This window comes from Mesorhizobium sp. M4B.F.Ca.ET.143.01.1.1 (assembly GCF_004792275.1).
GTDB lineage: Bacteria > Pseudomonadota > Alphaproteobacteria > Rhizobiales > Rhizobiaceae > Mesorhizobium > Mesorhizobium abyssinicae.
The window spans coordinates 15,485-27,809 of sequence record NZ_SRSR01000030.1 but is presented as its reverse complement, the minus strand read 5'-3'; the positions used below and the strand labels follow the sequence as shown (position 1 = coordinate 27,809).

Annotated in this window: 13 protein-coding genes and 4 pseudogenes; 4 read left to right on the top strand and 13 right to left on the bottom strand. The window is 59.4% G+C overall.

The annotated features are described in order from the left end of the window. The coding region (locus tag EN786_RS38350) for a hypothetical protein (protein WP_210238919.1) at positions 1–225 on the top strand (225 nt) is incomplete at its 5' end. A gap of 288 nt (positions 226–513) precedes the next feature. Here the strand turns inward: EN786_RS38350 and EN786_RS34780 are convergent. The 4 genes and pseudogenes from EN786_RS34780 to EN786_RS34770 form a co-directional block, all read right to left on the bottom strand. Then, positions 514–1,404 carry an isocitrate lyase/phosphoenolpyruvate mutase family protein gene (locus tag EN786_RS34780; protein WP_281405028.1) on the bottom strand — a complete coding sequence of 297 codons (891 nt, stop codon included), beginning with the start codon at positions 1,402–1,404 and terminating at the stop codon, positions 514–516. A gap of 202 nt (positions 1,405–1,606) precedes the next feature. Further along, on the bottom strand, positions 1,607–1,909 hold the full coding sequence (locus EN786_RS34775) for a GrpB family protein (RefSeq protein ID WP_135909831.1): 303 nt from the start codon (positions 1,907–1,909) through the stop codon (positions 1,607–1,609). A gap of 43 nt (positions 1,910–1,952) precedes the next feature. Further along, positions 1,953–2,238: pseudogene (locus tag EN786_RS39125) on the bottom strand (VOC family protein); the annotation flags it as partial. Next, positions 2,236–2,558: pseudogene (locus EN786_RS34770) on the bottom strand (IS21 family transposase); the annotation flags it as partial. The pseudogenes EN786_RS34770 and EN786_RS39125, both read right to left, overlap by 3 nt. Between EN786_RS34770 and EN786_RS39120 the strand changes: the two are divergent. Both EN786_RS39120 and EN786_RS34760 read left to right on the top strand, forming a co-directional pair. After that, a pseudogene (locus tag EN786_RS39120) lies at positions 2,552–2,889 on the top strand (DDE-type integrase/transposase/recombinase); the annotation flags it as partial. The pseudogenes EN786_RS34770 and EN786_RS39120 sit on opposite strands and share 7 nt — an antisense overlap. 105 nt (positions 2,890–2,994) lie before the next feature. Continuing rightward, complete coding sequence (locus tag EN786_RS34760; protein ID WP_135909825.1) at positions 2,995–3,372, top strand: ectoine synthase; 378 nt, start codon at positions 2,995–2,997, stop codon at positions 3,370–3,372. A gap of 662 nt (positions 3,373–4,034) precedes the next feature. On the opposite strand, the gene EN786_RS34755 is transcribed toward EN786_RS34760, so the two are convergent. Continuing rightward, on the bottom strand, positions 4,035–4,376 hold the full coding sequence (locus EN786_RS34755) for a type II toxin-antitoxin system RelE/ParE family toxin (RefSeq protein WP_135909823.1): 342 nt from the start codon (positions 4,374–4,376) through the stop codon (positions 4,035–4,037). Then, complete coding sequence (locus EN786_RS34750; RefSeq protein WP_135909821.1) at positions 4,376–4,636, bottom strand: ribbon-helix-helix domain-containing protein; 261 nt, start codon at positions 4,634–4,636, stop codon at positions 4,376–4,378. The genes EN786_RS34755 and EN786_RS34750 overlap by 1 nt, the downstream gene beginning before the upstream one ends. A gap of 160 nt (positions 4,637–4,796) precedes the next feature. On the opposite strand from EN786_RS34750, the pseudogene EN786_RS34745 reads away from it, so the two are divergent. Continuing rightward, a pseudogene (locus EN786_RS34745) lies at positions 4,797–5,680 on the top strand (penicillin-binding protein 1C); the annotation flags it as partial. A gap of 61 nt (positions 5,681–5,741) precedes the next feature. Here the strand turns inward: EN786_RS34745 and EN786_RS38045 are convergent. The 7 genes from EN786_RS38045 to EN786_RS34715 form a co-directional block, all read right to left on the bottom strand. Further along, positions 5,742–5,879 carry a hypothetical protein gene (locus EN786_RS38045; protein ID WP_189524357.1) on the bottom strand — a complete coding sequence of 46 codons (138 nt, stop codon included), beginning with the start codon at positions 5,877–5,879 and terminating at the stop codon, positions 5,742–5,744. Between the two features lie 124 nt (positions 5,880–6,003). Then, complete coding sequence (locus EN786_RS34740) at positions 6,004–6,615, bottom strand: histidine phosphatase family protein (protein ID WP_135909819.1); 612 nt, start codon at positions 6,613–6,615, stop codon at positions 6,004–6,006. Between the two features lie 49 nt (positions 6,616–6,664). After that, complete coding sequence (locus tag EN786_RS34735; protein WP_246688822.1) at positions 6,665–7,438, bottom strand: ABC transporter permease; 774 nt, start codon at positions 7,436–7,438, stop codon at positions 6,665–6,667. 132 nt (positions 7,439–7,570) lie between these two features. Then, positions 7,571–8,509 carry an ABC transporter permease gene (locus tag EN786_RS34730; protein WP_135909815.1) on the bottom strand — a complete coding sequence of 313 codons (939 nt, stop codon included), beginning with the start codon at positions 8,507–8,509 and terminating at the stop codon, positions 7,571–7,573. Position 8,510: 1 nt separating this feature from the next. Continuing rightward, the gene (locus EN786_RS34725; RefSeq protein WP_135909813.1) at positions 8,511–9,506 is read right to left on the bottom strand and encodes an ABC transporter ATP-binding protein; all 996 of its coding nucleotides are present in this window, start codon (positions 9,504–9,506) and stop codon (positions 8,511–8,513) included. Next, a complete protein-coding gene (locus tag EN786_RS34720; protein ID WP_135909811.1) occupies positions 9,503–10,555 on the bottom strand; it encodes an ABC transporter ATP-binding protein in 1,053 nt (350 codons plus the stop codon). Before EN786_RS34720 ends, EN786_RS34725 begins: the two co-directional genes overlap by 4 nt. A gap of 63 nt (positions 10,556–10,618) precedes the next feature. Further along, a complete protein-coding gene (locus tag EN786_RS34715; protein WP_135909809.1) occupies positions 10,619–12,259 on the bottom strand; it encodes an ABC transporter substrate-binding protein in 1,641 nt (546 codons plus the stop codon). Between the last annotated feature and the right edge of the window lie 66 nt (positions 12,260–12,325).

The window sequence follows — 12,325 nt, the reverse complement described above, 5'->3', positions numbered from 1 at the left end:
CGTGAAAACGATCCGAGCGCCGGCAAGCTTGCCGAGGAGGCCTGGCTCGCGAACAGCCATGTGCCTGGCGTCCTTTCCGGCAAGCAGCCTTTGGTTGCTTCCATCGACGGCTATATCACTTTGGGGGCGAGGATGAGGCAGCTGACTACGTCGAGGGAAACGGCCAGGCCTGGCAGGCCACGCCCGGTGCAGTCGCGTGGCTGGCGGAGGTTACCAGAAAGCTGAAACCACGATGACGGCCTAATTGACCGCCCGGAACCGATGGGCGTGTTCTACTTTGACAGCCCGATCAGTGCATCATTATTCTGCGGCATCGAGGCTGGCGGCGGCGCGCGCCGCCGCGGTTCCCGAGGATTTGGCAAGCGTGTCCATTGCGCCAGCAGGGGCGCTCTCCTGCGTTTACAAATTGCACTTTCAAGTCGGCTGATCGTCTCCGGTCTGCTATGCGGCACCGTTTTCGGTCTTCGGCCGCAGATGACGTGTCTCGGCGAGCGGCGAGTTCGTTATAGGCCATCAATTCAAGAACTCCACCGGCAGGGCGACATCCGGCTCGATGCCGGCTGTACCTTCCTCGCGAATCATACGATTGCAGATGTCGCACATGGCAGCGATCGCAGCCCGCAAATTGTAATTTGCCCAAATCACGGTCGATATGCCTGCGGCGCGGTATTCGGCGATCGGGGTGCGAAAATTCGTCGGTATAATGACGACGGGAAGGCGGTTCTGCCAGGATCGGGCAAATACTAGGACCTCAGTCGGATCAGATTTGCGCGAATGGATGAGGATCGCGTCGGCACCGGCCTCGGCATAGGCGTTTGCGCGCGCAAGTGCCTCGCCCTGACCATGGCCGGTAATGAGAGCCTCTATCCTCGCCACCAACACGAAGTCGGGGTCAGGAACGGTGTCCTTAACCGCCTTTAAGCGGCCACAGAACTCTTTGATGTCGGCGAGCGGAGGATGATCGCCGATGAAGGAATCTATTTTCGGAAAGGCTTTGTCCTCGATACAGATGCCGCTTGCCCCACGCTTGCGCAGGCGGTCGGCGACAAGGCGAGCGTTGTTGAAATTGCCGAAGCCGCTGTCGCCGTCGACGAGAATGGGAATCCTGGCGGCGTAAGCCATGCGTTCCACCACATCGGCCAGTTCGCTCCAGGAGGCCTCGTTGGCACCGCGATAGCCGAGGCTCGAGGAGATCGACAGGCCCGAGGCCCAAAGCCCCTTGAAACCGGCCTTCTCGGCAACCATTGCGGAGAGCGGGTCATGGGCTTCCATAATGGATGACGGACCGTCATGGATGCAAATGAGGTCTCGTAGCTTAGTTACACTTTCGCCTGCATTGCCGCCCGGATTCTGCAGGTGACGCCCTTTTTCCGACAGTATACGCATCCCACGCAGATCTGACATGCTGCTTTCCTCCCTTCGTTTCCGTGATCGCGATATCGACCACGACGTGAAATCGGTCGGCGGCTCCTGCCGTCTTTCCAGGAGGACATTTCAAAAGTCGTGCCAACTGGGCAGGAATAGCCTCAGAAAAGGTGTTTCATATATTATTCAATGACTTCAATGATGGTGGGAGCAGGGGCCAAGCCGAACAGCCCCGTGTCGCTTACTCGACATCATGCGCGTCGGCAGGACGCAATCCTTCGATCTTGGCCGGGAAGACTGGCCGTTGCGGTCGAGGCTGGAGGGTAAGTTGCTCGTGTTGGTGAGCCCGCATGGCGAATTCGTCGCTTCGCCAACTCGGGATTGCCCAGGCCGCCGCGTACCCGATTGCCTCCAGCGGCTCCGTGAGCCTCTCGATGGGTTCGAATTCGCCAACGGAGACTTGAATATCGATAATCGGTTTCGCGGCAATATCTGGGATAGACGTTGAGCCGATATGGTCGACACGCGGGGATTTCGATTTGATCGCGGAGCATCGGCACTTCCATGCGGTTCTCTCGTCGCGAGCTCACGCGCCACGGAGGATTGATGCGGTTCGATCCGGCGAAGTAGAGGACGATGCGGTTGCCGCTCGGATCAAACTGCTCCGCCTCGCGCCAGAGCCGGTTCTTTCGTCCAGATTCTCACTCAAAATAGACGTGTTTCCGCCTCGGCCGTTCTTGCCCTGTTGTAACGAGAAAGTCCTGTCTCCGTCCGACACAGGAAACGTGCATACCGCGGATGGGCGTCCAAAACGGGCTTGAGCCCGAGGATGCGGTAGAAGTCCCAACCAGGACCCAGGTCGGGCACGCGGATCGCGTTCTTGAGGTGGCCATGCGGGTCTCGATCGCGCCGTTCTCGTGGGCGATGCCCTTGTTGTTGCGGGTCGGCGCGTCATCCGGTAGTGCGCGCAAAGCTCTGCGTAGCGCCGCGTCAGGTCGTCCTTGGCATGGGCATCGAGATTACGGAAGGCCGCCGACAGGGCCCCGCGGCGATGGTAAAGCGGCCGCGTTCTGCAGCCCTTCGGCCAGCGCCACGAAGCTTCTGCGCCACCGAGGACGAAGTGGGGCATGTTCGAAGCCGGAACAGGCGAGCCGGAAGTGATAAAGCAGGTGATCGAGCGGCTGGGCCGCAAGTCGAGCATCGCGCGCAGAAGGGCCTGAACAATCGCGTCGAGCATTCGCATGTGCCGCTGCGAAAACGGAATGGGCCACGCAGGGCTTCCGATCCACAGGCGGTTTCCAGCGGTTCGTGTCGATCTTCTCAGCCTTCCGAAATCATTTTGTCCCGTCTCGCCGCGAACGTTCCGCCTTCCAGATCCACCTCACGTCTTTCCGCCACAAGATGAGGAAACGAACAAGGACAAGCTTGACAATCATCGCCCCATACAGGTGTAGCTGGCGGCGTTCGCTAACGATGTCGGACCTGCGACATAGCAACAGAGCCATCATCATTGTTTTTGAATGATTTTCTAATTTGGCACGGTACATGCTAGGTTATCCGCAACGCTCGCGGACTAAAAATGAAATCGCATTCCAGATCCCTCCAAGCAAACCACATGAGGAGACTGCTGTGATCTACCGAACTCTCAAACAGCTGATCGATAGCACCTACGACGTGGCCTGGGGTAATGGTCAAAGCCGCCGCCTTCTCGTCAGGGATGATGGTGTCGGCTATTCGCTGACAGATACCATCGTACGGGCCGGCACAGAATCGCTGTTACGGTATTCAAATCATTTGGAAACCTGTTACTGCATCGAGGGTGAAGGAGAGGTGCAGGTTGGCAAAGAGACGTTCCGGATCACGCCCGGCTGCATGTACGCCCTTAATGGCCACGAGAAGCACTACCTGCGGGCAAAAACGGATCTTCGTCTGATCTGCGTGTTCAGCCCAGCGCTGGTCGGTCACGAGAAGCATCAGTTAGACGACTTGAACGGATCGTCCTACTGATCCTGCCCGAACCGAACTTCTTCCTCGAGGCATTCGGTGCCGGGAAAGCGACTGCGGCGCGCCGATCTGGATGAGATTCGTATTGCCTCACCAGGATGTTCCTATGTTCGCGATCCGACACTCTCTCATTGCTTGCTCGTGGGTGGCCCCCGCGAATGGATCAGGACGCCGCCATTCCCGCTTCTGTTTTGGTTTCGGCTTGGCAGTAGGTCGTATTTCGCCCTAGGCTTAGGCTAGCTCCTGCACTTTTTGCGGTGATGCCGGCCAGCCGCGCCTTCAAGTCCGCGACGATCGCCGCAACTCCCGTTTTTCGAGCTGGGAGTATCGCCGATGGCCTCAACGGAACCTTGTGGCACTCTCCTTAATGCTGGAAAAGTGGGGCAGGATCGATAGATCCCACGCGCCCCCCTTCATAAAGCAGGTTCCTCGTCACGCTCAACCGGCAGCAGCACCATTGCCTCGTCGGAATGGCCGTTGCAGTCGTTTGGCACCTTCCACTCCGCAGTTTGTCACAAGGTGCCGCCCGCGTGGCTTCCTCAATCCTAAAATTCCCGCGCTATTCGGTAGCAACCGCCACCAAAATCTTCAATCTCTGATTGTATACCATGAAGCTGCGCTGCTTCATGGGTCTTGGGGTGGTTGGTCCCCAGGGTCAAGCCTATTCACGGCTGGGGGTCGGATGGCTTCGCGGCATCTTCGTAATCGAAATCGTCCTCGATTTCTGGAGTCAACGGTTGCTGTTGACCGTGACGTATTGAAAGGATCACCACTTCTTCATCGGCTAGATCATAATCGAGAAGATAGTCTCCAACCACCAATCGATGGGAACCCGGGATCGGCAGGCGATCGAACGTTTCACCCATCTCTGGAAACCGAGTCAGATTCTTACGGGCCTCGGTCATTCTGTCGACGAATGCCTTGGCTGCTTTCTGGCTGTGCTTCTGAAGATAAGCAGCTTCCCGTCGAAGATAGGCGCGGGCGTCTCCCGACAAGCGCACCTTCATCAGGCGACCTTGCGACTGACGATTTCGTGGATCTCTCCAAGAACATCATCCATGTCGTGGGAATTACCATTGGCCACTTGCTCCCGCCCCTTTCTGACAGCGAGAATGTCGGCCCCTTCGCCTGCAAGGTATAATTTCAGCGCCCGGACCATCACCCAACTGCGCGATCTGTCACAGGTTTCAGCAATCTGCTCAATTGCAGCCAGGATTTCCTCCGGCAAGCGGATGGTGATTGGGTCGGAAAGATTTGGCTTAGGCATCGCTGACCTCCATTTGTAATACGCAGTATTACGAATGCGCTTCGTGTTGTCAATCTTTCGAGAATGGCCCGGCTTAATTGCGTGTCGCTCACGCGTTTACGTCTCGTTAAATCCCAGGTTAAAGAACCACCGCGGCGGCATCCACAGCCGCTCAGGCTGGATTATCGAAGACAGCCCGGCTGATTTTTCCGGCTACCGGCCGAAGAATTTCGACATGGGATATCAGGGCGACGTCAGCATCAGGGAGGCGCTGCAACTGTCTCTGAACGTCCCGGCGATCCGCGTGCTCGACGCGGTCGGGCCGGCAAGGCTGACGGCGCGCTTCCGGCAAGCCGGTGTAACGCCGGTGCTTCCCATCAACGAGGCGCCGGGCCTGGCGATCGGCCTCGGCGGTGTCGGCGTGACGCTGCGCGATCTCGTCCAGCTCTATACCGGGCTTGCCAATGGCGGCAAGGCGCACACGCTGCATGACGGCACCGAGCCGGCGAAAGCCGAACGCTCCACCGCCACCATTCTGGACGACCAGGCAACCTAGCAGATCACCGACATATTGTCGGGCGTCAAGCCGCCCGAAGGTGCCAGCGCGGCATCGCCTGCAAGACCGGCACCCTCCTACGGCTACCGTGACGCCTGGTCGGGTCGGCTTCGATGGGCGCTATGTGCTAGGCGTCTGGGTCGGCCGCGCCGATGCCGGCGCCGTGCCCGGCCTGTCCGGCTATGTCTCGGCCGCCCCCATCCTGTTCGACGGCTTTGTCCGCTCCGGTCTGGCCGCGGTGCCGCTGCCGGGTCGGCCGGCCGGCGTCATCAGACCCAAGCGCAACGACCTGCCGGTGACGCTGGCGCGCTTCGCCGCCGGCGCCTACGATCATCTTTCCGCCCAACGGCGCGCGCGTCGATCTCGGCACCAATTCGGCCGACGCCTCGCCGCTGGTGCTCCAGCTGCAAGGCGGCCGCGCGCCGTTCCGCTGGCTGGCCAGTGGCAAGCCGCTGGTCGGCGTCGACCGGCGGCGCACCGTGACCTGGCAGCCGGATGGTGCCGGCTATTGCGCGCGAAAGAGGGAATACGTCTCCGGCTCGTGGTTCACGACCGCGCTCTGCAGCGCCGTCATGATCGTCTTACCGTCGACAGGCCAAGGTCGCCGTCAGACAGACGTTCCCAGCTCTTGTCGATGCGGAACGCCTTCCGGCAAACGTCACCGAACTCATTCCTGCCCTCGATCGTGATCGTCCATTCCACCGCCATCGCTTTCCCTCCGAACAAAGCGACGCTGGTGGACTACGCGGACCTAACAATCCGTATTCGACCCCAGAGAAGTTACCGGTCTCTAGTAAGTCGCCTCCTTACCGAACGTTAGGGCTGCACGAGTTCAACGTGGTGAGTTGAGCCAGATTTGTGCGGGCGACAGGCTATATCCCTCAAGCACGCCAGCCAGCCTGGCTCCTCCTGCTGGGTACTTCAGCACGGTTACTGTCGCGGGAGCGGGATGACGTAGCGAAGCTGGTGGGACGCCAAGGGAGATATCCATGATCGCCCGTACCACGCCTCCATGGGTCACGAGAACGGCGTTCTCACGGGAACTTTTAATGATAGACGCCAATCCATCCTCCACCCGGGTTCGAAAACGCTGCCAGGATTCTCCGCCGGGGGGCGTGTATGCTCCATCTTGCCATAGCTGAAACGCTTCGCCCTCTTCCTGCTCAAGAACTTTTCCATAAGCGCCGGCCCAACACCCGGCATCGATTTCCCGGAATCGCTGGTCCCGATCGTATCTTCCCAATTCGAGGAGGTCGGCGGTCTCACAGGTCCGTTGCAAGTCGGACGAGAAGACGACCGCGCGGTTCGCAAGATGCACCAGCCACGGCGCCAAGGCATGGACTTGTTTGCGCCCTTCGCATGAGAGGACTGTGTCGGTTTGGCCCTGCAGGCGGTCGAGCTGGTTCCAATCGGTTTCTCCGTGTCGAACGATGAATAAGCGCAATTGTTTTTCTCCGAATTATAAACGTAGGTTGAAAGTGTTCCCGTTCCCTTCAGCGCAGTGTGGGATCGAGTCTGTCGCGAAGCCAATCGCCAGCGATCGAAACTGAAAGCGTGGTGATGACGATGATTGCCGCCGGAAACAGCATGACCCATGGCGCGGACTGAATGTAGTCCCGCCCGTAGCCAACCATATTGCCGAGACTGGTTTGGGGAGGCTGCAGCCCGATGCCAAGGAACGAGAGGCTCGATTCGAGCAAGATGACGTTCGGGATGTTGAGCGTCATCGCTACGACGATTGTCGCGGATATATTCGGGAGGATGTGCCGCAGATATATCCGCCGCGGAGATCCACCAATGTCCCGCGCGGCGGTCGCATAACCCCGGTTGCTCGCTGATAAGGCGAGGCCACGCGCGATGCGCGTCACCTGTTCCCAACCATTCAGCCCAAGCAGCAAGACAAAGACAGTTAGCGAATTACCGAAAAAAGCCAGCACCGCGATGGCGATGATCATAAATGGCATGGCAAGTTGGGCATCGACCATCATCAGCGTGATTTGTTCAACCCATCCTCGAAAGTATGCCGCGAGGAACCCCAATGTGACACCTACGACGGTCGAAATGACTGTTCCACACACCGCAATGGCGATGGAGATTCGGATCGAGAAGAGAACGCGTGAGAAGACATCGCGACCCAACTGATCGGTTCCAAAAATGTGAGACCAGTCACCGCCTATCATGGCCGGCGGCTGCAAGCGGGCCATGACGTCTAGTGCCATGAAGTCGTAGGGGGCGATGTGGCGTACAAGGAGGGCGACCAACACCATGACCGCAAGCCACACGAGCGCAGCGAGCAATGTTGGCGGCCATTCATTGAAAAAGGCTACGCGCCAAGCCTTGCGCGCCACTCTGCTTTGCTCGTTTTCGATAGCTTTCAGCTCAAGCGTCATCGTGGTCTCCTATGCGCTGCGCCCGCGCCGGGGCTGGCGCAGACGGGGGTCGATAAGGCCATACACGAGGTCAATCAGCAGGTTGGAGATGACCATCATGAACCCAATCAGGAGCAGGATCACCTGCACGACGGCGAGGTCGCGCACTGTGACGGAGACGACAAGCAGCCGGCCGATGCCGGGCCAGGAGAACACGCTTTCGACCACAACGGCCCCGCCGACCAGGCTTCCCATCATGAAGCCCAGGATGGTGACAATCGGCACCGCGGCGTTGGGCAAAACGTGGCGGACGATGACGCCCGTTGCTCTCACTCCCTTGGCGACCGCCGCACGCACATAGGGCTGCCCAATGACCTCGATCATCGCCGACCGCGTATAGCGGGCAATCACCGCCGCGCCCGCGATAGTCAGCGTGGCAACCGGTAGAATGATGTGGAGAGGACTCGAATAGCCCCCGGACGGCAGCCAGCGCAGTTGCACGGCAAAGATCAAGGTCAGAACAAGGGCCAGAACGAAGCTCGGCACAGTGAAACCAAGCACAGATGCCGACATGATCAGTCGATCCAGGGCCGAATTCCGATGCAGCGCTGCCGTCATTCCTGCTGCGATACCGACAATGGTTTTGAGAACGAAAGCCGGTACCATGATCGCCAACGTCGCAGGGAGCTTGTCCAGAACGGTCGCAAGTGCTGGACGGCCTTCCCTCATGGAGTTGCCGAGGTCCCCATGCATGATCGCAGCCAGATATCCGTAGAATTGCACCCATATCGGCTGGTCAAGGCCCCATTGCTGGCGAAAGGCTTCAATCACTGCCGGGGGCGTTTGGGCAGCGTCGAAGAAATAGGTTGCCGGATCGCCCGCCAGTCTGAGCATGAAGAACGCAAAGGTGACGATGATGAAGAGCGTCACAAATGCGCGGGCGAAACGACTGAGGACGAAAACCACCATGCTAAGCCGCTCCTCCAGCGGCCGCAGTTGGATCACTCACCAGATGGCAGGCAACAGCACGTCGTCCGTAATTCAGGAGTTCGGGCGCGATACTGCGGCAGATTGATTGCGCTTCTGGGCAACGGGTATGGAACGGGCACCCAGATGGCACGTCGAGGGGATTAGGCGGCTCTCCGTTGAGAAGGATGCGGTTTCTCAGTCCGCGCCGCGGCGCAGGCACCGCCGAAACGAGGGCCCGGGTGTAGGGGTGAGCCGGCTCGGCGAAGATTTCGTCGGCAGGTGCTAGCTCCACGATTTTTCCCAAATACATGACCGCAACGCGGTCAGCGACCTGACGGACAACTTTGAGATCATGGCTGATAAAGACGCCGGTGAAGCTCGTGCGCGCACGGATGTCCTCGAGGACATTCAGAACCTGCGCCTGTACGGAGACGTCGAGAGCCGAGACTGGCTCGTCAAAAACGATCAATTCCGGCTGGACCGCCAAAGCCCGGGCGATGATCACGCGCTGGCGCTGACCGCCGGACAATTCATGGGGAAATCTCTCGCCAAGGTGGTCCGACAGACCGACATCGGCCATCAGACAAGCAACCCGTTCGCGCCGCTCTGCGGGCGCCATGCCGGCCATGTGAATGAGAAGCGGCTCCTCGATCTGCCGGGTAACCGTGATGCGAGGATCGAGTGCGCTCAGAGGGTCCTGATAGACCATCTGCATCCGCCTGCGCATCCGCCGCCAGTTGGCGTCAAACACCGCGCTCACACGCTCGCCAGAAAAGAACACATTCCCCGAAGTCGCGGGTAGATGCCCCAACAAGAGCCGAGCGGTGGTCGACTTGCCGCAGCCGCTCTCACCCACAATGCCGAACATTTCTCCAGGCGAAACTTCAAAACTAATGCCGTCCACCGCCTTGAGAGGTCTGGTGTCAGAAGAAAAGATTCTGCGCTTCCTGACCCTGTAGTGGTGCTGCAGGTTGCGGACCGACAGGAGTCCTTTCATCGGAACGCTCCCATCCCGGCGTCGGCACCGGCAAATGAAAGTACCGGCGGAGCAATGGCGATGTCGTCTGCGAGCGCACAGGCCGAGTGATGCAAGCGGTCTCCCGCGATCGCCCTCAGTGCCGGCACGGCGAGCGTGCAGACCCGCCTTGCCGAAGGACAGCGCGGCGCAAAGGCGCAACCCTGCGGCAGGCCCCTTGGGGGAGGAACCGTTCCAGGGATGGCGACGAGCCGCTGGCGAGGCCCATCCATGCTTGGGAGCGCGCCGATCAACCCGCGCGTATAGGGGTGAGCAGGCCTGTCAAACAGCCGATCAGTCTGCAATTTCTCGACAAGGCGGCCGCAGTACATTACGGCGACCCGCTCCGTCATCTCCGACACCAGGCCGAGATCGTGAGAGATTAGCACCAAGGCCATGCCTCGCTCACGGCGCACTTCCTCGAGCAGGTCGAGAATCTGCGCCTGGATGGTGGTATCGAGCGCCGTCGTCGGCTCGTCCGCAACCAGCATGTCTGGATCGCCCGCTAGAGCCATCGCGATCATCACCCGTTGGTTCATACCGCCTGAGAACTCGTGCGGATAATCGCGCAATCGGCCGCGCGCGTTGGCGATACCGACACTATCCAGCAGGCGTTCGGCTTCCTTCTCGGCTGCCGCGCCGGAGAGCTGGCGATGCAGGCCCAAGGATTCAACCAGTTGCTGGCCGATCCGATGCAGGGGATTGAGCGAGCTGGATGGATCCTGAAAGATCATCGCGATCCGACCTCCCCGGACCTCACTCAGCGTGTCTTCGCTCGCTCCGATCAGCTCGACGCCATCAAGTCTCACCGATCCCGAAACGCGCGCGTTGCGTCCCAAGAGCCCGAGCGCGGCCAACCAGGTGATCGATTTGCCGCAACCGGACTCGCCGACAATCCCCAGCGCTTCGCCACGATGGACGGCAATATCGACACCGTGGAGAACGCGGCTGTAAGCGTGCCTGTCCTCGAAATCGACGGAGAGGTTCTCGATTGCGACCAAGGGGTCACGAAGCTGAGGCGTTTGCGGCATCCGGCACCTGTTGTTGAAGCGTCTCCGACTAGAAGGGGCGCTGGCGCCCTTCAGGTGAGGAGATCATTGTTGAACATGGATCGCGCCGGGGCCGAAGGGCATGGCGAAGATTGCGGACGGCTTCCAGGAAATATTTGCGCGCTTGCCGTAGAGAATGGCGTTTTGGTGCAGAACGATAAATCCGGGGTCTTCATACTCGATGATCTCGAGCATCCGCCGAAACGCGCTTCGCGCTTTTTCGACGTCCGTGGTGGTCCGCAACACAGTGCAGAGAGAGTCGAACTCGTCGTTCTGCCACATGCCGTTTGGGTTGGTCTTGGAATTGTCGGATCCGTTCGGGCACCAGCCTTCGAGAAGCGCCATTGGATGCGCGAAGTGCACAGTGTTTGAAATATCGAACATCATGCGCTTGTCACTCGTCTCATTCGGCCTGTCGGTGACCGAAAAGTCGATGTTGAAGCCGATCGCGCGCAAATTCTCGAGATTGAATTGCGCGACGGTCAACTCATTGGGATAATAATTGTCCTGCACCTGATAGGTGATCGGCTCGCCCTTGTAGCCGGCGGCTGCGAGCAATTGCTTGGCGCGCTCGGGATCGTATTTCGGCAACGCATGATCTTCGAGGAAGAATTTGCCTAGCAAGGGAAGCTGAAAGCCCGGCGTGACATTTGTCAGGTCGTTCCAGAGCGTCTTGGTGATCGTTCCGCGATCGATCGAATAAGACAGGGCCTGCCGCACCAGAGGATTGCGCAGCGGTCCGTTGCGCTCATCGAGCTGGATGTACCGGATGTTGGCGACGGGTCCGCCCACCAGATCAAATCCGGGCATGCTGGTTACCAGCGAGGCTTGATCGGGCCCGATATCGCTAACGATGTCGTATTCGCCTGAGATCAGTCCGTTTATCCGGCTGGCGGCCTCCGGTACGATGTGAAAGACCAGTTCGCGAAGAGGTGGACGCCCTCCCCAATAGTCGTCATGGGCAACAAGGCGAATGGTGGCGCCCGGCTCGAACGAGGCGACCTTGTAGGGGCCGGTTCCAACCGGCGCGCGGACGAATTCCTGCCAGTCCGACGCCTCGCGGAAGGCGCGCTTCGATATGATCGAGGCATAGTTTAGCCGGGCAAGCCGCGCCTCCACGTCGAGGCTGGGTTCACTCATCACAAAGCGGACGGTCAGGTCATTGACCTTCTCGACCGACTTTAACAGAGGAAGGTAAACCCGGGAGGCGGCGGTTACGGCCGGCGGCACGATCCCCTTCGTTCCATCCTCGCGCGTGAAGGTGGTTTGGCCCGACTCCCGAGCCTTCACCTGCGCGGGAAGAAGACCGAAACGCTCGTCCGAAAACGAGAAGACGACATCATCTGCAGTCATCGTGTCGCCATTTTGGAATTTCACGCCTTCACCAAGCTTGAATTCCAGCACATTCGGCTCGATCCAATGCCATTCGGTCGCAAGTCCGGGCTTCGGTGTCAGATTTGGGTCGCCCAGATCGAGCGCAATGAGCTGCTCGAAGATCGAGTTCTGGACCTTTCGCGCAGCGGTTCCATAATTTTCGGTGTTTTCGAGGGATCCTGCGGCACTGCCGATGCTCTGCAGCGCCACATTGATAAGCGGGCGATCATCGGCGTGTGCCGCAGGGCTGGACATGGCAAGGAGCGTAATGGCTGCGGCGAAGTAGATGCATCGTTTCCTGGGTATAGTCACTTTCAACTCCAGTTTTTGTACAGGACAAAAGTCTCCCTTTCGCGTCCATGTTGCTCACGGACGCGG